This window comes from Streptomyces sp. NPDC033131, assembly GCF_055578365.1.
Genome location: NZ_JBVIPA010000020.1, coordinates 130,902 through 156,951, shown reverse-complemented (window position 1 = coordinate 156,951; position 26,050 = coordinate 130,902). Strand labels below are relative to the sequence as shown.

Below are 26,050 nucleotides of genomic sequence, written 5' to 3'. Positions count from 1 at the left end.
GATCACTCACTCAGAGTATCCGTATGAACTTTCACGGTACTGAGGTTCGACAGAGGGTGCTCACATTGCTGCGCGACGGAGCACGGAATGCTGACGTGGCCCGCCAGTTCAACATCCCGCTTGGCACAGTCGGCCACTGGAAGCACGTGGACCGGGCGAAACGCGGCGAGTGCCCAGGACGCACGCCACCACCATGCCCCCGATGCGACGGCGACCTCGACTCTCCGGCCTACGCCTATCTCCTCGGTCTTTATCTCGGCGACGGCTACGTCATCCAGAACCGAGCCATGCGATCGCCCAGCCTGTCCATCACCTGCGACGAGTCGCATCCGGGGCTCATGGATGAGTGCGAGAAGGCCATGCGTTCGGTGTTCCCCAACAACTCGGTGTGCAGAGTCCGCCGCAAGGGCTGCCGAGACTTGAAGCTGTACTCGATGCACCTGTGGTGCCTCTTCCCTCAGCACGGCCCCGGCAAGAAGCACGAGCGCACGATCGCCCTCGAACCCTGGCAGCAAGCCATCGTCGACGCCCATCCCTGGGAGTTCATCCGCGGCCTCATCCACTCCGACGGTTGCCGGATCACAAATTGGACCACTCGCCTCGTCGCCGGTGAGCGCAAGCGCTACGAATACCCGCGGTACTTCTTCTCCAACAAGTCCGACGACATCCGGAAGCTCTTCACCGATGCCCTCGACAATGTCGGCGTCGAGTGGACCACTCTCGCCCGCGGCAGCGACCCCTTCAACATTTCGATCGCCCGCAAAGCCTCCGTCGCCCTCATGGACACCCACGTAGGCCCCAAGCACTGAACCCGGGCCCCTCCTCAAGAGGGGCCCGCGCCCGTCTACTTGCGACCGTCGTCCTCCCCGATGTGGTGCACCCGCACGAGGTTGGTCGAGCCCGAGACTCCCGGTGGGGAGCCGGCCGTGATGACCACGGTGTCGCCCTGCTCGCAGCGGCCGTACTTCAGCAGCATCTCGTCCACCTGGTCGACCATGGCGTCGGTGGAGTCGGCCTCGGGGCCGAGGAACGTCTCCACGCCCCACGTGAGGCTGAGCTGGGAGCGGGTCGCCGCTTCCGGCGTGAAGGCCAGGAGCGGGATCGGTGAGCGGTAGCGGGACAGGCGGCGGACGGTGTCGCCGGACTGGGTGAAGGCGACGAGGAACTTGGCGCCGAGGAAGTCGCCCATTTCGGCGGCCGCTCGGGCGACGGCGCCGCCCTGTGTTCGTGGTTTGTTGTTTTCGGTGAGGGGCGGGAGGCCCTTCGCGAGGATGTCTTCCTCGGCGGCTTCGACGATCTTCGCCATGGTGGTGACGGTCTCGATGGGGTGTTTGCCGACGCTGGTCTCGCCGGACAGCATCACGGCGTCGGTGCCGTCGATGACCGCGTTGGCCACGTCGCTGGCTTCGGCCCTTGTGGGGCGGGAGTTGTCGATCATGGAGTCGAGCATCTGCGTGGCGACGATGACCGGTTTGGCGTTGCGCTTGGCGAGTTTGATCGCGCGTTTTTGGACGAGTGGGACCTGTTCCAGTGGCATTTCGACGCCGAGGTCGCCTCGGGCCACCATGATGCCGTCGAAGGCGGCGACGATGTCGTCGATGGCGTCGACGGCCTGGGGTTTTTCGATCTTGGCGATGACGGGGAGGCGGCGGCCTTCTTCGTCCATGATGCGGTGGACGTCGTCGATGTCGCGGCCGGTGCGGACGAAGGAGAGGGCGATGACGTCGAAGCCGGTGTGCAGGGCCCAGCGGAGGTCGGCTTCGTCTTTGTCGGTGAGGGCGGGGGCGGAGACGGCGGCGCCGGGGAGGTTGAGTCCTTTGTGGTCGGAGATCATGCCTCCTTCGACGACGGTGGTGTGGATGCGGGGGCCGTCGATGGTAGTGACTTCGAGGCAGACTTTGCCGTCGTCGACGAGGATGTGTTCGCCGGGGGTGACGTCGGTGGCGAGGCCGGGGTAGGTGGTTCCGCAGGTGAGGCGGTCGCCTTTGGCGCCTTCCTCCACGGTGATGGTGAAGGTGTCGCCGCGTTCGAGGAGTACGGGTCCTTCGGTGAAGTGGCCGAGGCGGATCTTCGGGCCTTGTAGGTCGGCGAGGGTGCCGACGCTGTGGCCGGTCTCGTCGGAGGCCTTGCGTACGCGGTGGTAGCGCTCCTCGTGTTCGGCGTGGGTGCCGTGGCTGAGGTTGAATCGGGCGAGGTCCATTCCGGCGTCGACCAGTCCTTTGATGTGGTCGTACGTGTCGGTGGCGGGGCCCAGGGTGCAGACGATTTTTGCGCGGCGCATGTTTCGAGCCTAGAGCTTACCGGTGGGTAGGGAATTGGTCGTGGGTGAGTACTCGGCATGCTTTGGGTGGGGCGCTATTCACAGGTGTTGAATTGTGCGCCGGGGTGCTCTGATGAGCATTTCGGGAACACCCCGACGCATTCTTATGACAATTGTTTCTACAGCTGCGGCGGGGCCATGGTGAAGCGTGCGTTGACCTGGGCCTGGACGCGTTGGCGTTGGGGTTCGAGGTCGAGGGGGGCGGCGGCGGTGTCTTCGGCCGCGTAGGCAGCTGAGCGCATACGGCCGCCGCTCGGCGGGGCGGGGTAGGCCGGCGGGGAGCTTTCGGCGCCTATGTCGGCGAGCTCGACCAGGGCGGCCAGTGACGTCCCGAGGGCTTCGGCGTACTCCCTGGCGCGCTGGACGGCTTCTCGTACGGCCTGCTGCCGGGCTTGCCTGTGGGCGGGCGAGTTGGGGCGCAGGGCCCACCAGGGGCCGTCGACGCGGGTGAGGTCCTGGTCGGCGAGGCGGGTGGTGAGTTCGCCGAGGGCGGTGAAGTCAGTGAGTTCGGCGGTGATGTGGACGCGGCCGTGGTAGGCGTGGATGCGTTCGCCGCGGCCTTCTTTGAGTTGTGGGGTGATGGAGAAGGAGCCGGTCTCCAGTTTTTCGACTGCTGCGCCGTAGGTCTTGATGAGGTCGAGGGCGGCGGTGTTGCGGCGGGTGAGGTCGTCGAGGGCGGCTCGGCGGTCTTTGCCGCGGGAGGCGACGGTGATGCCGATGCGGGCGATTTCGGGGTCGACTTCGAGGCGTGCTTCGCCGCGGACGGCGATGCGGGGTGCGTCGGGGGTGCCGTAGGGGACGGCGGGCTGGGGCTCCTCGGATGGTGGGGTGGTCATACGTCCCACTCTGTCAGTTCTCACCTGTTTGACGCCCCTGCTGGTCACCAGATCGAAACCTGTGGGGTCTATTGCGGTGCGGCATGTCCGGGTCAGAATCTACGCGCGTTGTTGACCGTTGCCCGAGGAGAACCAGACATGCCGTTGAACCGCCGGAAGTTCCTGAAGAAGTCCGCCGTGACCGGGGCGGGGGTGGCGCTGGCGAGTGCGGTGGCGGCTCCGGCGGCGGAGGCCGCGGAGGCGGGGAAGGGGTCCCGGCCGGCGAAGCGGTACTCGCTGACGGTGATGGGGACGACCGACCTGCACGGTCACATCTTCAACTGGGACTACTTCAAGGACGCGGAGTACTCGGACGCCAAGGGCAACGCGCAGGGTCTGGCGCGGGTGTCGACGCTGGTGAATCAGGTCCGTGAGGAGAAGGGCCGTGGCAACACGTTGTTGCTGGATGCGGGTGACACGATCCAGGGCACTCCGCTGACGTATTACTACGCGAAGGTGGATCCGATCACCGCCGAGGGTGGTCCGGTGCATCCGATGGCGGCGGCGATGAATGCGATCGGTTATGACGCGGTGGCGCTCGGGAATCACGAGTTCAATTACGGCATCGAGACGCTGCGGAAGTTCGAGGAGCAGTGTGATTTCCCGTTGCTGGGTGCGAACGCGTTGGACGCGAAGACGTTGAAGCCGGCTTTTCCGCCGTTTTTCATGAAGAAGTTCCGGGTGAAGGGTGCGCCGCCGGTGACGGTGGCGGTGCTGGGGTTGACGAATCCGGGTATCGCGATCTGGGACAAGGCGTATGTGCAGGGCAGGTTGACGTTCCCGGGGCTTGAGGAGCAGGCGGCGAAGTGGGTGCCGAGGCTGCGGTCGATGGGTGCGGACGTGGTGGTCGTGTCGGCGCACTCGGGTTCGTCGGGGACGTCGTCGTACGGTGACCAGTTGCCGTACGTGGAGAACTCGGCGGCGTTGGTTGCGCAGCAGGTGCCGGGGATCGACGCGATTCTGGTCGGGCACGCGCATGTGGAGATTCCGGAGCTGCTGGTCACGAACGAGAAGACCGGGAGGACGGTGGTGTTGTCGGAGCCGTTGGCGTATGCGGAGCGGCTGTCGCTGTTCGACTTCGAGTTGGTTTTCTCGAAGGGGCGTTGGGTGGTCGAGTCGGTGTCGGCGTCGGTGCGGAACTCGAACGCGGTGGCGGACGACCCGGAGATCACGAAGTTGTTGAAGGACGATCACGACGTGGTGGTGGCGTACGTGAATCAGGTGGTCGGTACGGCGACGGAGGCGCTGACGACGGTGGATGCGCGGTACAGGGACGCGCCGATCATCGATCTGATCACGAGGGTGCAGGAGGACGTCGTCAGGGCGGCGCTGGTGGGGACGGAGTATGCGTCGGTGCCGGTGATCGCGCAGGCGTCGCCGTTCTCGCGTACGTCGGAGATCCCGGCCGGCGAGGTGACGATCCGGGATCTGTCGAGTCTGTATGTGTACGACAACACGCTGGTGGCGAAGTTGATGACGGGTGCGCAGGTCAGGGCGTACCTGGAGTACTCGGCGGAGTATTTCGTGCAGACGGCGGCGGGTGCGGTGGTCGACGTGGACAAGTTGACGAATGCGGGTGGCCGTCCGGACTACAACTACGACTATGTGTCGGGTCTGACGTATGAGATCGACGTGGCGGAGGCGGCGGGTTCGCGGATCAAGAAGCTGTCGTATGAGGGTGTGGCGTTGGACGATGCGCAGAAGTTCGTGCTGGCGGTGAACAACTACCGGGCCAATGGTGGTGGGGCGTTCCCGCATGTGGCGTCGGCGCCGGAGTTGTGGGCGGAGTCGACGGAGATCCGGACGCGGATTTCGGAGTGGGTGACGGCGAAGGGTGTGCTGGATCCGAAGGACTTCGCGTCGGTGGACTGGATGTTGACGCGGGGTGGCACGCCGGTCTTCTAGGGGTTTTCCGGCATGAGAGGTTCAGCAGGGTGATGTTCACGGCGTCGGCGTCGGGCTTTGGCGCCGGCGTCGGCGTCGTTGGCGTGGGGGCGGTGGCCGCTGTTGTGGTCGTCGCGGATCCGGTCGGGTCGGTCGGGGTCCGCGACGGCGCGGTGATGTCGGTGACGGCGTCTTTCGTGTCGTCAGTCGACGAGGGGGGTGAGGGCTTTGGCGGCTTGGCGTGCCTGGGGGAGGTGGGGTGGGCGGGGTTCGAGGCCGAAGGTGGTGAAGGCGGTGCGTGTGGGCAGCGGGTAGGGGTTTTTGCCGGTCAGGGTGTTGAGGATGGTGGCGCTGCGCCAGGCGGCGAGGCCGAGGTCGGGGGTGCCGACTCCGTGGGTGTGGCGTTCGGCGTTTTGGACGTATGCGGTGCCGGTGACGGAGGGGTCGAGGATCAGGCGGAAGTGTTCGTCGACGCGGGGGCGTTCGCGGTGGTCTCGGCGCAGGTAGGGGTCGAGGCCGGCGAGGATGCGGTCGAGGGGGCGTTCGCGGTGGCCGGTGGCGAGGACGACGGCGTCGGTGGTGAGGCGGGAGCGGGTGTTCTGCTGGATGTGTTCGAGGTGGAGTTCGATTTTGGTGGTGGCGATGCGGCCGGCGGTGCGGACGCGGACGCCGGGGGTGAGGACGGCGTCAGGCCAGCCGCCGTGCAGGGTGCGGCGGTAGAGCTCGTCGTGGATGGCGGCGATGGTGTCGGCGTCGATGCCCTTGTGGAGTTGCCACTGGGTGGTGGCGAGGTGGTCGCGGACGGTGTCGGTGAGGGCGTGGAAGTAGCGGGTGTAGTCGGGGGTGAAGTGTTCCAGGCCGAGCTTGGAGTACTCCATGGGTGCGAAGGCCTCGCTGCGGCCGAGCCAGTGGAGTTTTTCGCGGCCGGCGGGGCGGTGGCGGAGCAGGTCGAGGAAGATCTCGGCGCCGGACTGTCCTGAGCCGACGACGGTGACGTGGCCGGCGGTGAGGATCGTGTCGCGGTGGTCGAGGTAGTCGGCGGTGTGGACGACGGGCACGGCGGGGGCTTCGACGAGGGGTTTGAGGGGGTCTGGGACGTAGGGCTCGGTGCCGATGCCGAGGGCGATGTTCCTGGTGTAGGTCCGGCCGAGGGCTTCGGCTTCTCCTTCCGTGTCGAGTTGGGTGAAGTCGACTTCGAAGAGGTCGCGTTCGGGGTTCCAGCGGACGGCGTCGACCTGGTGGCCGAAGCGGAGTGCGGGGAGGTTCTCCGACACCCAGCGGCAGTAGGCGTCGTATTCGGCGCGTTGGATGTGGAAGCGCTCGGCGAAGTAGAAGGGGAAGAGTCTTTCGCGGGTTTGGAGGTAGTTGAGGAAGGTCCAGGGGCTGGTGGGGTCGGCGAGGGTGACGAGGTCGGCGAGGAAGGGGACTTGGATGGTGGCGCCGTCGATGAGGAGGCCGCGGTGCCAGTGGAAGGCGGGGCGTTGGTCGTAGAAGACGGTGTCGAGTGCGGTGAGGGGGTGGGCGAGGGCGGCGAGGGAGAGGTTGAAGGGGCCGATGCCGATGCCGACGAGGTCGTGGGGTGGGTCGGGTTCGTGGTGTGGGGGGTGCGTCATCGGGGGGTGGTTCCTTCCACGAGTTTCAGCAGTTGGGCGAGGTCGTCGGGCCGGGTGTGGGGGTTGAGGAGGGTGGCTTTGAGCCAGAGGCGGCCGGCGAGGTGGGTGCGGCCGAGGACGGCTCGGCCGTGGGTGAGGAGGTGTCGGCGTACGGCGGCGACGGTGTCGTCGGTGGCGCCGGCGGGCCGGAACAGGACCGTGCTGATGGTGGGCTGGGCGTAGAGGTCGAGGCCGGGGTGGTCGTGGATCAGGGCGGCGAGGGTCCGGGCGTGGTCGCAGACCTGGTCGACGAGGGTGCCGAGGCCGGTGCGGCCGAGGGTTTTGAGGGTGACGGCGATCTTGAGGACGTCGGGGCGGCGGCTGGTGCGCAGGGAGCGGCCGAGGAGGTCGGGCAGGCCGGCGTCGGTGTCGTCGTCGGCGTTGAGGTAGTCGGCGTGCTGGGCGAGGGCGGTGAGGTCGTGGGGGTCTTTGACGGTGAGGAGGCCGGCGGCGACGGGTTGCCAGCCGAGTTTGTGCAGGTCGAGGGTGATGGTGTGGGCGGCGTCGAGGCCGGTGAGTCGGGTGCGGTGCCGGTCGCTGAAGAGGAGGCCTGCGCCGTGGGCGGCGTCGATGTGCAGGCGGGCGTGGTGGGCGCGGCACAGGGCGGCGATCTCGGGGAGGGGGTCGATGAGGCCGGCGTCGGTGGTGCCCGCGGTGGCGGCCACCAGGAGGGGGCCGCGGGGGCCGGGGAGGGTGGTGAGGGCTTGGGCCAGGGCTGTGGGGTCGAGGGTGCCGGTGGGGGTGGGGACGACGACGGGGTCGGGCAGGCCGAGCAGCCAGGCGGCGCGGGGCAGGGAGTGGTGGGCGTTGGCGCCGTGGACGAGGCGGACGCCGGGGCCGTGGGTTTCGCGGGCGAGGAGGAGGGCGAGCTGGTTGGATTCGGTGCCGCCGGTGGTGACGAGTGCGTCGGCGGCGCCGGTTTCCCGGGCGAGGGCCCGGGTCACCAGTGCTTCGAGTTCCGATGCCGCCGGGGCCTGGTCCCAGGAGTCCAGGGACGGGTTGAGGGCGGAGGCGGCGAGGTCGGCGGCGGTGGCGACGGCGAGGGGCGGGCAGTGCAGGTGGGCGGCGCACAGGGGATGTGCGGGGTCGGCGGCGCCTTCGGCGAGTGTGTGGACGAGGAGTCGTAGGGCGTCGGGGTCGCCTTCGTCGGGCAGGACGTCGCCCACGGCGTCGCGTACGCGTGCGGCGACTGCTTCGGGGCCGCCGGCGGGCAGGGGGCCGCCGCGTGCTCGGGTGCCGTCGTGCAGTGCGCGGAGCACGGTGTCGAGCAGGGGCCGCAGGGTGTGGGGGCCTTGGGGGCCGGAGGCGAGGCTCGGTGTGCTCATGGGTGGGTCCTCCGGGCGCTGGGCAGAGGGAGTTCCAGCTTGTACGCGCGTGCGTGGCCGTGCCCGGGAAGCCCAACGAACGGGACCCGAAAGGGGGTGCGTCCGTGCGGGGGAAATGTGTCGGGGCGCGGCCGGCCGGGGAGTCGGCCGTGCCCCGGGGGTCGTCCGGTTATGCCTCCCGTACTCGCAAGGCGCGTGCCAGGTCGTCGAGTTGGTCGGCGAGTTTGCGGCGCAGGGACGGGATGGCGTCGCTGTCGCTCAGGCAGGCTTCGCCCAGGCTCAGGGTCTGCGGGTCGATGGCGTGGACGGGGAAGGCCCAGCGGCCGGCGGCGTCGGCGATGGCGGGGCCGCGGCGGTCGGCGAGGGCGACGGCGTCCTGGAAGTAGCGGGGTACGTACTGCTGCAGGAGGTCGGCCTGTTCGGGTTGCCAGAAGCCTCGGGCGGTGGCGGTGAACAGGTAGTTGGAGAGGGTGTCGTCGGTGAACATCGCTTCCCAGGCGCGCTGTTTGGCGTCCGTGTCGGGCAGGGCTGCCCGGCAGTGGGCGGCGCCTTCCTGGCCGGTGGCGCTGGGGTCGCGTGCCAGTTCGGCCGTGATGGCGGCTTCGTCGGTGGCGCCGAGGACGGCGAGCCGGGACAGGACGCGCCAGCGCAGCTCGGGGTCGAGTTCGGGGCCGCCGGGGACGGTGCCGTCGGCGAGCCAGGCGGCGATGGTGTCGGGGTGGGCGGCGACGTCGATGAAGTGGCGTACGGCGACGAGGCGCAGGCCGGGGTGGTCGCCGTCTTCGGTGCGGCGGATGAGGTCGCGGCACAGGGCGGTGAGGGTGGCGAGCGCGGCGGGCCGCTGGTCGGGCTTCAGGTAGCGGTCGGTGACCTGGGCGGCGGCGAAGGCGAGGACGCCCTGGACGAGGGCGAGGTCGGTCTCGTGCGGGAGGTGGGTGCGGGCGGCTTCCAGGTAGGCGGGGGCGGGCAGTTCGCCGTCGCGGACGGCGTCCCTGAGGGCGTTCCAGACGACGGCGCGGGTGAGGGGTTCGGGCAGGCCGGAGAGGGCTGCGTGGACGGTTTCGAAGGAGCGGGGGTCGAAGCGGACCTTGGCGTAGGTGAGGTCGCCGTCGTTGAGGAGGAGCAGTGCGGGGCGTTTGCCGATGGGGTGGGCGGTGGTGTGCGGGATGTCGAGGTGGAGGCGTTGGCGCAGGACGAGGTGGCGGCCTTCGTCGGCGACGTCCTGGTCGTAGAGGCCGACGGCGATGCGGTGGGGGCGGCTGCCGGTGTGGTCGACGGTGAGGGTGCAGGTGCCGTCGTCGCCGGGGGTGACGCGTGGGGTGAGGGTGTCGACTCCGGTGGTGCGCAGCCAGGCGTCGGCCCAGGCGTGGACGTCGCGGTCGGTGCCCGCGGCGAGGGAGTCGATGAAGTCGGCGAGGGTGGCGTTGGCGAACTTGTGGCGGGCGAAGTGGGTGTTGATGCCGGCGAGGAAGTCCTTCTCGCCGAGCCAGGCGACCAGTTGGCGGAGTGCGGAGGCGCCCTTGGCGTAGGAGATGCCGTCGAAGTTGAGCATGGCGGACGCGGTGTCGGGGACGGCGGCCGGGTCGGGGGCGACGGGGTGGGTGGAGGGGCGCTGGTCGGCGTCGTAGCCCCAGGCTTTGCGGGCGACGCCGAAGTCGGTCCAGGTGTCGGTGAAGCGGGTGGCTTCGGTGAGGGTCTGGTAGCCCATGTACTCGGCGAAGGACTCGTTGAGCCAGATGTCGTCCCACCACTGGAGGGTGACGAGGTCGCCGAACCACATGTGGGCCATCTCGTGGGCGATGACCATGGCGCGGGTCTGGCGTTCGGTGTCGGTGACGGCGGAGCGGTAGACGAACTCGTCGCGGAAGGTGACCAGTCCGGGGTTTTCCATGGCGCCGAAGTTGAACTCGGGGACGAAGGCCTGGTCGTAGGAGTCGAAGGGGTAGGGCTCTTCGAACTTCTCGTGGTAGCGGTCGTAGCACTGCTGGGTGATCTCGAAGAGTTCGTCGGCGTCCGCGTCGAGGTGGGGGGCGAGTGAGCGGCGGCAGTGGATGCCGAAGGGCAGGCCGTGGTGTTCGGTGCGTACGGAGTGCCAGGGGCCGGCGGCGACGGCGACGAGGTAGGTGGAGATCAGGGGGGTGGGTGCGGCCTTCCAGTGGCCGTCGCCGAGGTGTTCGGTGGTGCTGTTGGCGAGGACGGTCCAATTGTCGGGGGCCTTCACGGTCAGGTCGAAGACGGCCTTGAGGTCGGGCTGGTCGAAGGCGGGGAAGACGCGCTTGCAGTCCTCCATGGCGAGTTGGGTGTAGAGGTAGGTTTCGCCGTCGGTGGGGTCGGTGAAGCGGTGCATGCCCTCGCCGGTGCGGGAGTAGCGCATCGCCGCGTCGACGCGCAGTTCGTGCTCGCCGGGGGTGAGGTTTTTCAGGGGCAGCCTGTTCTCGTCCAGGGTTTCCGGGTCGAGGGGGTGTCCGTCGAGGGTGACGGCGCGCAGTTCGGCGGGCTTGATCTCGACGAAGGTGTCCGTGGTGTCCTGGTTCGCGCGGACGGTGAACCGGATGACGGTGCGGGAGTCGAAGGTCTCGTCGCCGGTGCTCAGATCGAGGTCGATCGTGTAGCTGTGGACGTCGAGGAGCTTGGCACGGGTCTGCGCTTCGTCGCGCGTCAGTACGGACATGCAGGACATGCTGCCTGATGCCGCTGACCTGGCACAGAGGCGGATCGGTACGCGGCCTATGTCCGGTCCTGTTCGAGCTCCCCGGTGTGCGCCCCCTGGCCGCGCCGGGTGGGAACGCGGGAGTCCGGGTGGGGCAGGGCGGGGTGTTCGTCGGCCTCTCCGTGGTCCTTGACGAGGGCGCGGAGTTCGCGGACCTCGTGTTCGAGGGCGCGGTGGCGCTGGTGGGCGTCGAACAGGTGGCGGACCTTGGTGCGCAGCGCCCAGGGGTCGACGGGTTTCATGACGAGGTCGGCGACGCCGAGGGCGAACGCGGTGGTGGTCAGGTCGTGGTCGGCGCCGAAGCCGGTGAGCAGGATGACGGGTATGTGCTGGGTCTGTTCCACGCGGCGCATGTAGCGCACGACGTCCAGGCCGCTGACGCCGGGCATGCGCACGTCGAGCAGGAGGAGGCCGACGAGGCCGCGCAGCACCTGTTTGAGGGCTTGGTCGCCGCTGGTGGCGCGGCCCAGCCGGTAGCCCAGCGGGGCCAGGGTGCTCTCCAGGGCGTACAGCGTGTCCTCGTGGTCGTCGACGATGAGGATCTTGGCATCCGACGGCATGGCCCGACGTCCCTCCCTCGTGGACAGACCGGCTTGTGTCCGGGGAGCTGACGGGCAGTGCTCGTCAGCTGACAAGGAGTGCACAGCGCAGCATGCCTCTCGGGAGCCCCCGTGTCACGTCCTGGGGGCATCCCGGGGAGGTCAATTCGCCAGGGGTGTCGTGTCGTTGACGGCGTCCTCGGCGATGCGCTCGTGGTGCCTGATCACTTCGGCGATGATGAAGTTCAGGAACTTCTCGGCGAAGGCCGGGTCGAGCTTGGCGTTCTCGGCGAGGGTGCGCAGCCGCTCGATCTGCCGGGCCTCGCGGGCCGCGTCGGCGGGCGGCAGCTGGTGTCTGGCCTTGAGGTGGCCGACCTGCTGGGTGCATTTGAAGCGTTCGGCGAGCATGTGGACGACGGCCGCGTCGATGTTGTCGATGCTGTCGCGCAGCCGGGCGAGTTCCTCGCGGACGGCGGGGTCGACGTCCGGGGCGGGGGTGTTGCGGGTGGTCATGACCGACCAGCCTACGTGGCGTCAGGGCGTTCGATCACGGGTGGATCGTCGGGGTCGGGGACCTGGTTGCTCCAGCCGCCGGGGACGGTGCGGCTCTGCTGGGCGCGGAAGCGGACGGGGGCCGTGCCGACGCGGCGGGTGAACAGGCGGGAGAAGTAGGCCGGATCGTCGTATCCGACGCGGCGGGCGACGGCGGCGACGGGCAGTTCGGTGGCGGCGAGGAGTTCCTTGGCGCGGCCGAGGCGGATGCCGAGCAGGTAGTCCTTGGGGCTGCAGCCGGCGCCGCGGCGGACGGCGGTGCGCAGTTCGGCGGTGGTCATGCCGTGCCGGGTGGCGTGGTCGGCGACCGTCAGGGGCAGGCACGCGTCGCGGGCGAGGGCCTTGAGGACCTGGTCGCCGTCGGGGGCGAGGTCGGCGCGGGCGCGGCGCAGGGCGACGAGGAGTTCGTGGACGGCGGCGCCGGTCTCCACTTCGAGGAGGGGGTTGTCGCGGCGGGCGGCGCGGGCGATGCGGGTGACGACGGCGCGTGGGCCGGTGGTGTCGGTCAGGGGGACGACGGGGCGGCCGGGTTCGATGTAGCCGAGTTCGGTGTAGGTGCTGGTGGCGGGGCCTGAGAAGGCGACGAAGCCTTCGTCCCAGCCGGTGTCGGGGTCGGGTGCGTAGTGGTGGGGGACGCCGGGGGTGAGCCACAGCAGGGCGGGCGCGGTGACGGTGGTGCGGCGTTTGTCGGGGCCGAGGTACCAGCCGGTGCCGGCGCTGATGACGACGGCGACGTGGTGGTCGAGGGTGCGGGGTCCGACGGTGGGCAGGGCGCCGTGCTGGAGGCCGACGCCGAGGCAGACGAGGCCGAGCCGGTGGTGGGCGGGGCCGGGGGTGAGGAACCGCATCCAGGTGTGGTACATCCGCGGTGGAGTTCGAGGGGGCGTCGGCAGGGCCGGGGCCGCTGCTCAGGAGCCGATGACCTTGTGGAGGTGCACGTCCTGGTGCCCGCCGGGGATGCCTTCGCTGCGGCCCGTCTCGCGGAACCCGAGCCGCCGGTAGAAGTCGGGCGCCTGGAAGGTGAAGGAGGAGACGATCATTTCGGTGCAGCCCCGCCGCACCGCTTCCTCCTCGGCCGCCCGCATGAGCAGGCTCCCCCGGCCGGCGTGCCGCTGGTCCGCGCGCACCCACAGCATGTCGACGGCACAGCAACTGCCCCAGATCCAGGCGGTGAGTCCTCCGGCGAGTTCGCCGCCGGTGTCGTCCAGGCGGACGGTGAGCGGCTGGGGGGTGCCGGCTCCGGTCGCCTCGGCGTTGAAGGCGGTGAGTTCGTCGTCGAGGCGTTGTTCGAGGGTTTCGTCCTTGCCGCCCACGCTCAGCAGGACGGCGGTCTCGGATCCTTGTTCGGTGCTCACCGTCGGGAGTATGCCAGGGGGGCGGGATCCGACCAGGGAAATTCCGCCCGCGGCCTCGTAGAGTGGAACCGGGTTCACGGCCTCTTGGGGGTACGGGCGTGGCGAACGACGGACCGGTCGAGCACGGCTATCCGCATCTGGAGACGGTGCGGGCCGCGGTCACCGCGCTGTACAGGCGGCTGTCGTACGACACCGTTCAGACGTTCGGGGCCAGCGTGCCCCCCGCCGACGTGGCGTTCTTCGACACCGACGACCTGTATCTGGGGGCGCAGCGGGTGGCGCGCGAGCTGGTGCGGCACTATCGGCTGCCGGATGCCCGGATGGTCGTCAGTTTCCGGGAGATGTCGCATGCGGCGAACGTCGAACTGACCGCCGGTCCTGAGTACTTCGTCGAGCTGAACGACCGTTTCCGCACCCATCGCCGGGACATCGGCGCGGCTCTCGCCCACGAGGTGATGCACGTCTATCTGCACCGCCTGGACCTGTCCTTCCCCGGCACCCGGGACAACGAGATCCTCACCGACACGGCGACGGCCTACCTGGGTGCCGGCTGGCTGCTTCTCGACGCGTACCGGGAGGACGCCTCGTCCTCCCAGAAGCTGGGCTATCTCACCCCGGAGGAGTTCGGTTACGTCCTGGCCAAGCGCGCCCTGGTCTTCGGTGAGGACCCGGCGGTGTGGTTCACCAGCCCGCAGGCCTACACGGCGTACGTCAGGGGCATGGCCCGGGCCCGCCAGGACGAGCAGCAGCCCCCGCTCACGGCCGCCGGCTGGGCGGGGCGCCGCCGCTACGCCCGCGACCGGCGGCACGCGCCCGGACCGCAGCCGGGCGTCCCCTACACCTTCAGCCCGGACAGCGGCGGGCACCTGCGGGTCTCCTTCCCCTGCCCGACCTGTCACCAGCGGATCAGGGTGCCGGTCAGGGGGCGGGTGCGGGCACGGTGTGCGTTGTGCAGGTCGGTGCTGGAGTGCGACACGTAGCGGGCCGGTGCGTCGGGGAACGGCTCCCCTACTCGGTACGCAGAGCCGTCGCCGTACGGGTTCTGGCGGCCCAGCCCGCCGGGAGCAGCGCGCCCAGCAGGGCGATGGTGACGCCGGCCAGCCCGAGCAGTACCAGCCGCGGGGTGTCGTACACGTCGAGGACCGACGGTGGCAGGTCGGTGCCGGCCGCGTGCCCCATGACCGGCAGTACGTAGCCGTGCAGGGCGAATCCGGCCGGTACGCCGAGCAGTGCGCCGAGTACGCCGATCCCGGCCACCGAGGCGAGGACCAGGCCCACGGTCTGGCGGGGTGACATGCCGAGCGCCTTGCACACGCCCAGGTCGTGGACGCGTTCGCGGGTGTCGAGGACGACGGAGTTGAGCACGCCGAGTCCGGCGACGGAGACCAGCATGAGCGTGAGCAGCGCGGCCATCGCGTTCAGGATGAGGACCATGTTGTCCTGCCCCGAGGGGGAGTTGGCGCTGACGTCGGCGCCCAGGGGCCGGACCGTCGCCGCGAGGTCACGGGCGTAGTCGGTGGCCGTGACGCCCGGCTTCACCTCGACGAGGAACACACCGGGTTCGGCCGCCGGGAAGTCGGCGAGGTTCGCGTGGACCTCCAGGTTGTCGTCGGAGGTGTCGAAGGCCTCGCCGACGATGCGCAGGGTCTGGGCGCGTCCCTGGTGGGTGACCCGTACGGTGTCGCCGATCTCGGTGCCGGTCTTCTCCAGGAAGCCCGAGGGCACGACGACCTGCCCCCGGCCGGTGATCCAGTGGCCGGAGATCATGTCGTAGGCGCCGGAGCCGGAGTCGCCCTGGTAGAGGCTGGCCTGGACGATGCCGGAGACCCCGCCGACGGTGACGTCCGCCTGGGTCTTGCCGTAGTACGAGGCCGTGCCGGGCTGTGCCTCGATGGCGGCGCGCACGCGTGCCGGGTCGGCGGCGGCCGGGGGTTCGCCGGTGCCCGGGCGCGGGGCGGGTCCGCGGGGGGCGGTCGGTCCGGCGGCGCCGGTGAAGACGGTGACCGCCGCCCGGTTCTCGGGATCCTGTGCCTCGCCGACCGCGTTCAGGGACGAGGTCAGGCCCACCGCGAAGGTCGCCGCGACCGTGCCGAAGGCCACCGCGAGCAGCATGGCGGCGGTGCGGACCGGGTGGGCGAAGGGTGCGGCGAGGCCGTAGGTGACCGCGCGGGGCAGCGGCAGTCGGCCCGCCGCCCGGTGCGCCCACTGGCCGCGTCCGGTGCGCGGTGCGCGGCCGACCGCGATGGCCTCGACCGTGCGCAGCCGCCCGGCCCGCAGCGCCGGGATCAGTGCCGCGATGCCGACGACCAGCAGCGCGGCGGCGGGTACGACGACGTCCACCCACCAGGCCACCGTCAGCGAGGGGGTGCCGTACACCTGCCCGGTGTCGTCGAGCAGCGGTACGGCCAGGAGGTTTCCGAGGACCACGCCCAGGGCGATGCCGGCGCCCGCCGGGATGAGTGCCTGGGCGACGTAGGCGCGCACGACCTCGCGTGGGGTGAAGCCGATGGCCTTGAGGATGCCGATCCTGCGCAGGCTGGTGCCGACCGCGCCGCTGACCACACTGCCGACGATGATCAGCGACATCGCGATGCCGAGCACGCCGAACGCGATGAGGAAGGGGATGGTGGGCGCCGCGCCCGCGTCGGCGGCGCGCTTGGTGTCCAGGTAGGACTGGGTGCCGAGGAGTGCTCCTTCCGGTACGGCGGCGGTGAGCTGTTTGCGGGCGGCGGTGATCTGGCCGCTGGTGTCCGCGGAGTCGAAGCGGTAGAGCATCTGGCTGGTGACCGGGGTGTCCTTCGAGGCGAGTGCCGTGACCTGGGCGGGGGTTGCCCAGGCGTCCGCGGTCCGGGCGGCGGAGACGGCGATGCCGACGACGGTGAGGGTGGGGGCGTCTGCGGCGTCCGAAGTCCTCAGTGTGGTGCCGAGTTCGAAGGCGGGGCCGGCGAACTGAGAGGTGAGCACGATCTCGCCCGGCTGCTTCGCCCAGCGGCCCGAGGACAGGTCCAGGTCGTCCACGTCGGCGTGCGGGGCGGACCGTCCGGCCAGGGTGAGGGGTGGTTGCAGGTGGCCGCCGTGTTCGTCGACCGCGCGGATCGTCGTGACGGGGTACGGTCCCGCGCTCGCCGTGACGCCGTCCAGGCGGCCGGTGGCGTCGAGCTGTGCCGTGCTCGTCTTCGCCGGGTCGTACTGCGCGGTGAGGTGGGCACCGTTCTGCCGGGCGAAGGCCTTGTCGAAGGGCGCGTCCGCGGCGACCATCAGTGATCCGGCGACCACGGCCGAGGCCACGGCCATCATCACGGCCACGGCGATCACCACGGTCTGCACCCGCCGCCGGCCCACCCCGGAGCGGACGACCCGGGCGAGCGCCCCGCCACCGAAGCCGCTCATCGGACGGCCTCCACCGTGGTGTCGAGGGCGAGATGGCCGTCCACCAGGTGGATCGTGCGGCTCGCGCAGGCCTGGGCCAGCGCGAGGTCGTGGGTGACCAGCACGATGGTCTGCCCGCCGCGGTGCAGATCGACCAGCAGCTCCCGTACGTCCTGCCCGGAGGCGGTGTCGAGGGCTCCGGTCGGCTCGTCGGCGAGCAGCAGAGCGGGCCGGTTGACCAGGGCGCGGGCGACGGCGACCCGCTGGCGTTCGCCGCCGGAGAGCCGTCCCGGGTAGGCGCGGGCGTGCTTCTGGATGCCGAGCACCTCCATGAGTTCGCCGGCGCGGGCCGCGGTCCGGCGGCGCGCGGTGCCGGTCAGCTGGGCGGGGAGCTGGATGTTGTCGGCGACGGTGAGGTCGTCGAGCAGGTTGAAGAACTGGAAGACCATGCCGATCCGTTCACGGCGGAAGCGGGCCAGTGCGTGCTCGCTCAGCCGGTCGATGCGCTGCCCGGCGACGGTCACCGTGCCCTCGGTGGGCCGGTCCAGGCCGGCGACGAGGTTCAGCAGCGTGGACTTGCCGCTGCCGGAGGGGCCGGTGATGGCCAGGGCCTCGCCCTGCGCGACGGCGAGGTCGAGCGGTCCGAGGGCGGGCGCCCCGGCGCTGTCGTAGCGCTTGGCCGCGCCCGCCAGTTCGATCGCGTGTGTCGTTTGGGCCAGGGGAGTCGTCGGGGCCAGGGAGGTCATGGGAGTCGTCCGTCCTTACGGTCGCTCGTGCCCGGTCGGGTCCCGGTGAACCTAGGGGCGGGGCCTGGTCGGGCGCGTCGGCCGCGGCACCGACTTGCGGCCCTCCCCGCGGAGGACCCGGCCGCGGGGTCATCCCTGCGAAGTACGCCTGCGGGGCGGTCTGTTGGCCGGTCTGGTCGTCCAGGGGGACGCGGCCGGGGCGCGTCGGCCACACAATGAGCCGATGGAGACGGAGGAGCGGCCCGGGTGGCGTCGGCAACTGCGGGACGTGCTGCGGCCGGAGGCGAAGGGCGGGCCGCTGTCACGGCGGGCGATGAGTGCCGACGTGGTGCTGGCGGTCGTCCTGACCGTGGTGGCGCTGGTAGTGGCGGCGCGGTTTCCCGGTGACGGGCCGGCGTTCGTCGTGCCGAGGGACGAGTACGGGGTGCCTGTCCCGCCCCGGCCGCCGGCGCCGGGTGCGCTACTCGTGGAGGACGCGGTCGCGGCGCCGCCCTGGCCGCTGGTGCTGCTGTCGGCGCTGCCGCTCGCGGCCCGGCGCCGGTATCCGCTGGCCGTGTTCGCAGTGGTGCTGGCAGCGGCGCTGGGCATCGGGGACCGTGCCACCTGGATCACCGTGCTGACCTGTGTCATCGGCGCCTACAGCGCGGTGAAGCACAGTCGGTACCGGACACTGGCGCCGGCCTGTCTGGTCGTCGCCGCCGTGCCGGCCGGCCTGGCGTTCCGGCAGACGGATCCGGTCCTGCCGGGGTGGTCGAGTCCCGTGGTGGTGCTGCTGGCCGCCGGGGTGGTGGCGGGGACGGTCCGGTTCTGGCAGCGGCGCCTGGCGGCCGGCCGGGACCGGTTCGCCGAGTTGCAGCGGGCGCAGGAGGAGGACATGCGCCGGGCGGTCGAGGAGGAACGGGGGCGGATCGCCGCGGAGTTGCACGACGTCGTGACCCACAATGTGAGCGTGATGGTCATCCAGGCGGGGGCGGCCCGCAAGGTGATGGACGCGGCACCGGAGCGGTCGAAGGAGGCCTTGCTGGCGGTGGAGGCCGGTGGCCGGGCCGCGATGGCCGAACTGCGCCATGTGATGGGCCTGTTGGCGGCCCCGGACCTCGGCGGCGCCGACAGTCCCGCCGACGGTCTGGAGCCGCAGCCGGGCCTCGGACAGCTCGACGCGCTGATCGAGCGGGTGCGGGCCGCCGGGACCCCGGTGGGCGTCGCCGTGTCGCTGCCGCCCGAGCCGCTGCCGGCCGGGGTGGATCTGACGGCGTACCGCGTGGTGCAGGAGGCGCTGACCAACACGATCAAGCACGCGCCCGGCGCCGACGCCGGCGTGACGATCGGCTACGCCGGCGACTGTCTGGAGATCGAGGTCACCGACACCGGCGCCGTCCGCGACCCCTCGCCCGCGGACGGCAACGGCAACGGCCGCGGTCTGATCGGGCTGCGCGAACGGCTCGCGGTCTACGGCGGTGAGCTGACGGCGGGTCCCACCCTCGCCGGCGGCTACCGGATCACGGCGCGGATCCCCTGGCGGGCGGCGTGAACCGGCCGCCGGCGCTGCGCGCGGTCATCGCCGACGACCAGGCCCTCGTACGGACCGGCTTCGGGATGATCCTGGCCGCGGACGGCATCGAGGTGACGGCCGAGGCGGCCGACGGGGCGGAGGCGGTCGCCGCGGTCCGGCGCACCCGGCCCGACGTGGTCCTCATGGACGTCCGGATGCCCCGCATGGACGGCATCGAGGCCACCCGGCGGATCCTCGCCGACAGCGATCCGGCCGGCCCGCGCGTGATCATCCTGACCACCTACGACCTCGACCACTACGTCTACGCCGCGCTCACCGCCGGGGCCAGCGGCTTCCTGCTCAAGGACGTCACCCCCGAACACCTGGTGGCCGCCGTACGCCTCGCGCAGTTGGGCGACGCCCTGCTCGCGCCCGCCATCACCCGTCGCCTGATCGAGCGCTTCGCCCATCGCGAGGAGGCCCGGCCGGCCGCCCTCCCCCGCGACCTGTCCGGCCTCACCCCCCGCGAACTGGAGGTGCTGCGGCTCCTCGCGACGGGCCTGAGCAACGCCGAACTCGCGGACCGACTGTTCCTCAGCCCCACCACGGTCAAGACCCACATCGGCCGCATCCTGTCGAAACTGGACCTCCGCGACCGCGTCCAGGCCGTGGTCCTCGCGTACGAGACGGGGCTGGTCGCGCCGGGGGATCCGACGGGGGGCGGCTGAGAGTCCTGACCCACCCGTGCGTCGTCCGCCTTCACGCCCCGTACACGGCCCTCGGAACCTCCGCATCCGCCAGCAGTTTCCGCGTCGCGTCCCCCGCCTCCGCCGGCGACCACCGCGCCCCCCTGTCGGTGCTGGGGCCCGGTCGCCAGCCCTCCATGACGGTGATCCGGCCGCCCTCGGCCTCGAAGACCCGCCCGCTGACGCCCGCGCTCGCGGCCGAGCCGAGCCACACCACCAGCGGCGACACGTTCTCGGGGGCCATCGCGTCGAAGCCGCCCGCGGGCGCGGCCATCGTCCGCGCGAAGGTCTCCTCGGTCATCCGGGTGCGGGCGGCCGGGGCGATCGCGTTGACCTGCACGCCGTAGCGCCCCAGCTCCGCCGCCGCGACCAGCGTCAGCCCGACGATCCCGGCCTTCGCGGCGCTGTAGTTCCCCTGTCCGACCGACCCCGAGAGCCCGGCCCCGCTGCTGGTGTTGACGACCCGTGCCGTCGGCGTCCGCCCCGCCTTCGCCTCCGCGCGCCAGTGCGCCGCCGCGTGCCTGAGCGGCAGGAAGTGGCCCTTCAGGTGGACGCGGACGACCGCGTCCCAGTCGTCCTCGTCGAGGTTGACCAGCATGCGGTCGCGCAGGAAACCGGCGTTGTTGACGAGGGTGTCGAGGCGGCCGTACGTCTCCAGGGCGGTGCGTACGAGGGACGCGGCGCCCTCGGTCGTGGCGATGTCGCCGCCGTGGGCCACCGCGTCGCCGCCGGACGCGCGGATCTCGTCGGCGACCCGGCGGGCGGGGCTGTCGGGGCCCGGCGTGCCGTCGAGGCCGACGCCGAGGTCGTTGACGACGACCCGGGCGCCCTCGGCGGCGTACGCGAGGGCGTGCGCGCGGCCGAGCCCGCGGCCGGCGCCTGTGACGATCACGACGCGTCCCTCGCACAGCGGCGGTGCACTCATCTCAGGTCTCCTTGTCGGCGGTCGAGGCATCGAGGAACGCGGGCCGCTCCCCGCCACCGTGGACGAGCAGCGAGGCCCCGCTGATGTACGCGGCGGCGTCCGAGGCGAGGAAGACCGTGGCGGCGCCGACGTCGGACGGCTCGGCCAGCCGCCCGAGGGGGACCGTGCGGGCGACCGCGGCGAGGCCGTCCGGGCCGCCGTAGTGGAGGTGGGACAGCTCGGTGCGGACCATACCGACGACGAGGGTGTTGACGCGGACCTCCGGCGCCCATTCGGCGGCCATCGAGCGGGCCAGGTGTTCCAGGCCGGCCTTGGCCGCCCCGTACGCCGCCGTACCGGGTGAGGGGCGGCTGCCGCTGACACTGCCGATCATCACGATGGAGCCCTGGGCCCGCTTGAGGTGGTCGTACGCGGCGAGGGACACGGTCAGCGGTGCGAGGAGGTTCAATTCCAGGACGCGGACGTGCCGTTCGGCCTCGGCCCGCACGAGCGGACGGTACGGGGCGCCGCCCGCGTTGTTGACCAGGACGTCCAGGCGGGGCAGCTCGGCGAAGAACCGCCGTACGGACTCACTGTCCCGTACGTCCAGCGGCACGAACCCGGTCTTCGGCAGCGGGACCTCCGGCGGCCGGCGCGCACAGACCACGACCTCCGCACCCGCCTCCGCCAAGGCCCTCGCGATCCCGGCGCCGACGCCGCGGGTACCGCCGGTGACGACCGCGACCTTCCCGTTCAGCTCCATTCACCGCTACCCTCCACCTAACAAACGTTTGGTGGAAAGGTAGCTGATGCGCCCATGGGTGTCTCCACCTCGTCCCCGGAAAAGGGGCCCGAAGAAGACGGCATCGCCGTCGTCACGGTCGACTTCCCGCCGGTGAACGCCCTGCCGGTGCACGGCTGGTTCGCGCTGGCCGACGCCGTGCGCGCGGCCGGCCGGGACACCGGGGTCCGGTGTGTGGTGCTCGCCGCCGAGGGGCGCGGTTTCAACGCGGGCGTGGACATCAAGGAGATACAGGCGCGGGGGCAGCAGGCGCTGGTCGGCGCGAACCGCGGCTGCTTCGAGGCCTTCGCGGCGGTGTACGAGTGCGAGGTGCCCGTCGTCGCGGCCGTGCAGGGCTTCTGCCTGGGCGGCGGGATCGGCCTGGTGGGCAACGCGGACGCGATCGTGGCGAGCGAGGACGCGGCCTTCGGCCTGCCCGAGCTGGACCGCGGCGCGCTCGGCGCGGCCACCCATCTGTCCCGCCTGGTCCCGCAGCACCTCATGCGCGCCCTGTACTACACCTCGCGTACCGCGACCGCGGCCGAACTGCACGCGCACGGCTCGGTGTGGCGGGTCGTCCCGCGCGCGGAACTGCGCGAAGCCGCCCTCGGCCTGGCCCGCGAGATCGCCGCCAAGGACGGCCGGCTCATCCGGCTGGCCAAGGCCGCCATCAACGGCATCGACCCCGTCGACGTACACCGCAGCTACCGCTTCGAGCAGGGCTTCACCTTCGAAGCCAGCCTCGACGGGGTCGCCGACCGGGTCCGCGACTCCTTCGGCAAGGAGGCCACCCGGTGAGCGACAAGACCATGTCGGCCCAGGAGGCCGTCGGCCGCCTGGAGAGCGGGATGACGCTCGGCATCGGCGGCTGGGGCTCGCGCCGCAAGCCGATGGCACTGGTACGAGCCCTGCTCCGCACCCGGATCAGCGACCTCACCGTCGTCTCGTACGGCGGCCCGGACGTCGGCCTGCTCGCCGCCGCCGGCCGGATCCGCAAGCTCGTCACGGCCTTCGTGACCCTCGACTCGATCCCCCTGGAACCGCACTACCGGGCGGCACGCGAGCGTGCCGCCTTCGAGCTGATGGAGGTCGACGAGGCGATGTTCATGTGGGGGCTGCACGCGGCCGCCAACCGCCTGCCGTTCCTGCCGGTGCGGGCGGGCATCGGCTCGGACGTGATGCGGGCCGGCCCCGGTCTGCGGACGGTCACGTCGCCGTACGAGGACTCCGAGACGTTCGTGGCGATGCCCGCGCTGCGCCTGGACGCGGCCTTCGTCCACATGAACCGCGCGGACCGGCAGGGCAACGGCCAGTACCTCGGCCCGGACCCGTACTTCGACGACCTGTTCTGCGAGGCGGCCGACACCGCGTACCTGTCCTGCGAGCGGATCGTGGACACGGCCGAACTGACCAAGGAGGCCGCCCCGCAGACCCTGCTGATCAAACGCCACACGGTCACGGGGGTCGTCGAGGCGCCGAACGGCGCCCACTTCACGTCCTGCGCCCCCGACTACGACCGGGACGAGGCGTTCCAGAAGCGGTACGCCGGCACACCGTGGGCAAAGTTCTCGGCGCGGTTCCTCGACGGGGACGAGCAGGCCTACCAGAGGGCGGTCAGGGAAGTCGGGGAGGGGACATGAGCGCCGTCAGCCGCGCCGAGTACTGCGTGATCGCCTGCGCCGAGGCCTGGCGGGACGCGGGCGAGATCCTGGCGAGCCCCATGGGCCTGATCCCGTCCGTCGGCGCCCGCCTGGCCCGCCGCACCTTCGCACCGGACCTGCTGCTGACCGACGGCGAGGCCCTGCTCGTCGGCCCGGACGGCACCGTCGAGGGCTGGCTGCCCTACCGCCGGCACCTCACCCTGGTCACCGGCGGCCGGCGCCACGTGATGATGGGCGCGAGCCAGATCGACCGGTACGGCAACCAGAACATCTCCTGCATCGGCGACTGGGCCAGGCCGAAGCGGCAGCTGCTCGGTGTGCGGGGAGCGCCGGTCAACACCCTGAACAACCCGACCAGTTACTGGATCCCCCGGCACTCCCGGCGGGTCTTCGTCGGGCGCGTCGACATGGTGTGCGGGGTGGGGTACGACCGTGCCGCCGAGCATCCGGAAACGGCCCGCTTCCACCGCATCCCCCGGGTCGTCTCCGACCTCGGCGTCTTCGACTTCGCCACCCCCGACCACTCGATGCGGCTGGCCTCGCTGCACCCGGGCGTCACCGTGGACCAGGTCAGGGAGGCCACCGGCTTCGAACTGACCGTGCCGGACGAGGTGCCGTACACCCGCGAACCGACGCCCCCCGAGCTGGAGCTGATCCGCGAGGTGATCGATCCGGAGAGCGCCCGCACCCGTGAGGTGCCGGACCGGGAGGCCGGCTGATGGAGACCGCGCTCACCCGGCTGGCCGGCGTCCGGCATCCGCTCGTGCAGACCGGCATGGGCTGGGTGTCGGGCCCCCGTCTGGTCTCCGCGTCGGCCGAGGCGGGCGTGCTGGGCATCCTGGCCTCCGCGACGATGACCCTCGACCGGCTGCGGGACGCCGTACGGGAGGTCAAGTCCCGTACGGACCAGCCGTTCGGGGTGAATCTGCGCGCGGACGCCCAGGACGCGGGCGACCGGGTGCGGATCCTCATCGACGAGGGCGTGCGGGTCGCCTCCTTCGCCCTCGCGCCCTCGCCCGAGCTGATCGCCGAGCTCAAGGCGGCGGGCGTCGTGGTCATCCCCTCCGTGGGTGCCCGGCGGCATGCCGAGAAGGTCGCGGCATGGGGCGCGGACGCGGTGATCGTGCAGGGCGGGGAGGGCGGCGGGCACACCGGCGAGGTGGCGACGACCGTGCTGTTGCCGCAGGTGGTGGATGCCGTGCGGATACCGGTCGTGGCGGCGGGCGGCTTCCACGACGGGCGGGGCCTGGTCGCGGCGCTGGCCTACGGCGCGGCGGGCGTCGCCATGGGCACGCGGTTCCTGCTCACCTCGGACTCGACGGTGCCGGACGCGGTGAAGGCCCGGTATCTGGCGGCGACGGTCCGGGACGTGACGGTGACCCGGGCGGTCGACGGCCTTCCGCACCGCATGCTCCGCACGGAACTGGTCCAGGCCCTGGAGCACGCCGGCCGCACGAGGGCCCTGCTCCAGGCCGTGCGCAGAGCGGCGGGCTTCCGCGAGCTGTCGGGGCTGACCTGGCGGCAACTGGTCCGCGACGGGCTCACGATGAAGCACGGCAAGGACCTGACGTGGAGCCAGGTCCTGCTGGCCGCGAACACGCCGATGCTGCTGAGGGCGGCGATGGTGGACGGCCGTACGGATCTCGGGGTCATGGCCGCGGGGCAGGTCGCCGGGGTGATCGACGACCTGCCGTCGTGCGCGGAGCTGGTGGAGCGGATCATGAAGGAGGCGGAGGAGGTACGGGAGCGGCTGAGCGCGCCCCGGTGAACGTCACGACCGCTCGGTGACCGTGCCGTTCGCCTGCCCGCCGCCGGAGGGCCTGATTCTTTCAGCCCGTCTGGGGGTCCCCCCTCTGGGGGAGTTTGAGGACGAGGCCCTTCGGGCCGAAAGCGGGGTCTGGGGGCGCAGCCCTCAGGGACGGGACGGGAAGGGGCGGCGGGGGCGAAGAAAGACGAGCCTGCGCCGTCCTCCTCAGAGCCTCTCGATGATCGTGACATTCGCCTGGCCGCCGCCCTCGCACATCGTCTGCAGGCCGAACCGGCCTCCGGTGCGCTCCAGTTCGTGCAGCAGGGTCGTCATGAGCTTGACGCCCGTCGCGCCCAGCGGATGACCGAGGGCGATCGCGCCGCCGTTGACGTTGACCTTGTCGGGGTCGGCGCCGGTCTCCTTCAGCCAGGCCAGGACGACCGGGGCGAAGGCCTCGTTGATCTCGACGAGGTCGATGTCGTCGAGGGACAGGCCGGTCTTCTTCAGGGCGTGCGCGGTGGCCGGTATGGGCGCGGTCAGCATCCGGATGGGGTCCTCGCCGCGCACGGAGAGATGGTGCACGCGCGCGCGGGGACGCAGCCCGTGCTCGTGCACCGCCCGCTCCGACGCGAGCAGCATGGCGGCGGCCCCGTCGGAGACCTGCGAGGAGCAGGCCGCGGTGACCGTGCCGCCGTCGATGACGGGCTTCAGTCCGGCCATCTTCTCCAGGGAGGTGTCCCTGCGCGGGCCCTCGTCGACGGCGGCCTGGGCGTACGCCACGATCTCCCGCTCGAAGCGCCCCTCGTCGATGGCCCGCAGGGCCCGCCGGTGCGACCGCAGCGCGAACTCCTCCTGGTCCTGCCTGCTGATCCCCCACTTGGCGGCGATCATCTCGGCGCCGGCGAACTGGTTCACCGCCCGGTCCCCGTACCGGGCCCGCCAGCCCTCGCTGCCCGCGAAGGGGCCCTCGGTGAAGCCCAGAGGCTCGGCGGCCTGCCGGGTCGCGAAGGCGATCGGGATCTGCGACATGTTCTGCACACCGCCGGCGACGACCAAATCCTGCGTGCCGGACAGGACGGCCTGCGCGGCGAAGTGCACGGCCTGCTGGGAGGAGCCGCACTGCCGGTCCACCGTGACGCCGGGCACCTCCTCGGGCAGGCCGGCCGCCAGCCAGCAGGTCCGTGCGATGTCACCGGCCTGCGGGCCCACGGCGTCGAGGCAGCCGAAGACGACGTCCTCGACGGCGGCCGGGTCGACCCCGGCCCGCGCGACCAGCTCCTTGAGCACGTGCGCGCCGAGGTCGGCCGGGTGGACCGCGCTCAGTCCTCCCCCGCGCCGCCCGACGGGCGTACGGACCGCTTCGACGATGTAGGCCTCGGCCATGGCAACTCC

At 71.3% G+C, this 26,050-nt stretch carries 23 protein-coding genes; 9 read left to right on the top strand and 14 right to left on the bottom strand.

Annotation, left to right across the window (positions count from 1 at the left end):
* The first annotated feature begins 23 nt into the window (after positions 1-23).
* Positions 24-809, top strand: coding sequence for a helix-turn-helix domain-containing protein (locus ACZ5XS_RS25210; RefSeq protein WP_468654855.1), 786 nt, complete (start codon positions 24-26; stop codon positions 807-809).
* A 35-nt stretch (positions 810-844) separates the two neighbouring features.
* Here ACZ5XS_RS25210 and pyk read toward each other — a convergent pair whose 3' ends face one another.
* Together pyk and ACZ5XS_RS25200 are read right to left on the bottom strand one after the other, a co-directional pair.
* Positions 845-2,281 (bottom strand): pyruvate kinase, encoded by a 1,437-nt coding sequence (gene pyk / locus ACZ5XS_RS25205; protein ID WP_468654853.1) that lies wholly within the window; start codon positions 2,279-2,281, stop codon positions 845-847.
* Between the two features lie 158 nt (positions 2,282-2,439).
* Positions 2,440-3,156: an SIMPL domain-containing protein gene (locus tag ACZ5XS_RS25200; RefSeq protein ID WP_468654851.1), complete on the bottom strand. Its 717-nt coding sequence runs from the start codon at positions 3,154-3,156 to the stop codon at positions 2,440-2,442.
* Between the two features lie 138 nt (positions 3,157-3,294).
* Here ACZ5XS_RS25200 and ACZ5XS_RS25195 point away from each other — a divergent pair, with 138 nt between their 5' ends.
* Entirely contained in the window at positions 3,295-5,100 is a 1,806-nt protein-coding gene (locus ACZ5XS_RS25195) for a bifunctional metallophosphatase/5'-nucleotidase (protein WP_468654849.1), read from the top strand.
* A gap of 182 nt (positions 5,101-5,282) precedes the next feature.
* Here ACZ5XS_RS25195 and ACZ5XS_RS25190 read toward each other — a convergent pair whose 3' ends face one another.
* The 7 genes from ACZ5XS_RS25190 to ACZ5XS_RS25160 form a co-directional block, all read right to left on the bottom strand.
* Positions 5,283-6,692, bottom strand: coding sequence for a lysine N(6)-hydroxylase/L-ornithine N(5)-oxygenase family protein (locus ACZ5XS_RS25190; RefSeq protein ID WP_468654847.1), 1,410 nt, complete (start codon positions 6,690-6,692; stop codon positions 5,283-5,285).
* Positions 6,689-8,056 carry a pyridoxal phosphate-dependent decarboxylase family protein gene (locus ACZ5XS_RS25185; protein WP_468654845.1) on the bottom strand — a complete coding sequence of 456 codons (1,368 nt, stop codon included), beginning with the start codon at positions 8,054-8,056 and terminating at the stop codon, positions 6,689-6,691. The genes ACZ5XS_RS25190 and ACZ5XS_RS25185 overlap by 4 nt, the downstream gene beginning before the upstream one ends.
* A 169-nt stretch (positions 8,057-8,225) precedes the next feature.
* On the bottom strand, positions 8,226-10,727 hold the full coding sequence (gene pepN, locus ACZ5XS_RS25180; protein ID WP_468654843.1) for an aminopeptidase N: 2,502 nt from the start codon (positions 10,725-10,727) through the stop codon (positions 8,226-8,228).
* Positions 10,728-10,783: 56 nt separating this feature from the next.
* Entirely contained in the window at positions 10,784-11,326 is a 543-nt protein-coding gene (locus ACZ5XS_RS25175) for a response regulator (protein WP_468654841.1), read from the bottom strand.
* A gap of 141 nt (positions 11,327-11,467) precedes the next feature.
* On the bottom strand, positions 11,468-11,818 hold the full coding sequence (locus ACZ5XS_RS25170; protein ID WP_468654839.1) for a chorismate mutase: 351 nt from the start codon (positions 11,816-11,818) through the stop codon (positions 11,468-11,470).
* Between the two features lie 11 nt (positions 11,819-11,829).
* Entirely contained in the window at positions 11,830-12,720 is an 891-nt protein-coding gene (locus ACZ5XS_RS25165) for a helix-turn-helix domain-containing protein (protein WP_468654837.1), read from the bottom strand.
* A gap of 45 nt (positions 12,721-12,765) precedes the next feature.
* Positions 12,766-13,212 carry a GNAT family N-acetyltransferase gene (locus ACZ5XS_RS25160; RefSeq protein WP_468654835.1) on the bottom strand — a complete coding sequence of 149 codons (447 nt, stop codon included), beginning with the start codon at positions 13,210-13,212 and terminating at the stop codon, positions 12,766-12,768.
* 98 nt (positions 13,213-13,310) lie between these two features.
* Between ACZ5XS_RS25160 and ACZ5XS_RS25155 the strand changes: the two genes are divergently transcribed.
* A complete protein-coding gene (locus ACZ5XS_RS25155; RefSeq protein WP_468654833.1) occupies positions 13,311-14,192 on the top strand; it encodes a hypothetical protein in 882 nt (293 codons plus the stop codon).
* A gap of 28 nt (positions 14,193-14,220) precedes the next feature.
* Here the strand turns inward: ACZ5XS_RS25155 and ACZ5XS_RS25150 are convergent, their stop codons facing one another.
* Positions 14,221-16,602, bottom strand: coding sequence for an ABC transporter permease (locus ACZ5XS_RS25150; RefSeq protein WP_468654831.1), 2,382 nt, complete (start codon positions 16,600-16,602; stop codon positions 14,221-14,223).
* Positions 16,599-17,327: an ABC transporter ATP-binding protein gene (locus ACZ5XS_RS25145; protein WP_468654829.1), complete on the bottom strand. Its 729-nt coding sequence runs from the start codon at positions 17,325-17,327 to the stop codon at positions 16,599-16,601. The genes ACZ5XS_RS25150 and ACZ5XS_RS25145 overlap by 4 nt, the downstream gene beginning before the upstream one ends.
* 223 nt (positions 17,328-17,550) lie before the next feature.
* Here ACZ5XS_RS25145 and ACZ5XS_RS25140 point away from each other — a divergent pair, with 223 nt between their 5' ends.
* Positions 17,551-18,858: a sensor histidine kinase gene (locus ACZ5XS_RS25140; RefSeq protein ID WP_468654827.1), complete on the top strand. Its 1,308-nt coding sequence runs from the start codon at positions 17,551-17,553 to the stop codon at positions 18,856-18,858.
* Positions 18,843-19,547 carry a response regulator gene (locus ACZ5XS_RS25135; RefSeq protein WP_468654878.1) on the top strand — a complete coding sequence of 235 codons (705 nt, stop codon included), beginning with the start codon at positions 18,843-18,845 and terminating at the stop codon, positions 19,545-19,547. Before ACZ5XS_RS25140 ends, ACZ5XS_RS25135 begins: the two co-directional genes overlap by 16 nt.
* Before the next feature lie 31 nt (positions 19,548-19,578).
* Here ACZ5XS_RS25135 and ACZ5XS_RS25130 read toward each other — a convergent pair whose 3' ends face one another.
* Complete coding sequence (locus tag ACZ5XS_RS25130) at positions 19,579-20,490, bottom strand: SDR family oxidoreductase (protein ID WP_468654825.1); 912 nt, start codon at positions 20,488-20,490, stop codon at positions 19,579-19,581.
* Position 20,491: 1 nt separating this feature from the next.
* A complete protein-coding gene (locus tag ACZ5XS_RS25125; RefSeq protein WP_468654823.1) occupies positions 20,492-21,232 on the bottom strand; it encodes an SDR family oxidoreductase in 741 nt (246 codons plus the stop codon).
* Positions 21,233-21,286: 54 nt separating this feature from the next.
* Between ACZ5XS_RS25125 and ACZ5XS_RS25120 the strand changes: the two genes are divergently transcribed.
* The 4 genes from ACZ5XS_RS25120 to ACZ5XS_RS25105 are packed head-to-tail and all read left to right on the top strand — an operon-like array spanning position 21,287 to position 24,679.
* Positions 21,287-22,048 (top strand): enoyl-CoA hydratase family protein, encoded by a 762-nt coding sequence (locus ACZ5XS_RS25120; protein WP_468654821.1) that lies wholly within the window; start codon positions 21,287-21,289, stop codon positions 22,046-22,048.
* Positions 22,045-22,890, top strand: a complete 846-nt coding sequence (locus ACZ5XS_RS25115; protein WP_468654819.1) for a CoA transferase subunit A — start codon at positions 22,045-22,047, stop codon at positions 22,888-22,890. The genes ACZ5XS_RS25120 and ACZ5XS_RS25115 overlap by 4 nt, the downstream gene beginning before the upstream one ends.
* Entirely contained in the window at positions 22,887-23,630 is a 744-nt protein-coding gene (locus tag ACZ5XS_RS25110) for a CoA-transferase subunit beta (RefSeq protein ID WP_468654817.1), read from the top strand. Before ACZ5XS_RS25115 ends, ACZ5XS_RS25110 begins: the two co-directional genes overlap by 4 nt.
* Positions 23,630-24,679, top strand: coding sequence for an NAD(P)H-dependent flavin oxidoreductase (locus ACZ5XS_RS25105; RefSeq protein ID WP_468654815.1), 1,050 nt, complete (start codon positions 23,630-23,632; stop codon positions 24,677-24,679). Before ACZ5XS_RS25110 ends, ACZ5XS_RS25105 begins: the two co-directional genes overlap by 1 nt.
* 204 nt (positions 24,680-24,883) lie before the next feature.
* On the opposite strand, the gene ACZ5XS_RS25100 is transcribed toward ACZ5XS_RS25105, so the two are convergent.
* Positions 24,884-26,041, bottom strand: coding sequence for an acetyl-CoA C-acetyltransferase (locus tag ACZ5XS_RS25100; RefSeq protein WP_468654813.1), 1,158 nt, complete (start codon positions 26,039-26,041; stop codon positions 24,884-24,886).
* Positions 26,042-26,050: the final 9 nt, after the last annotated feature.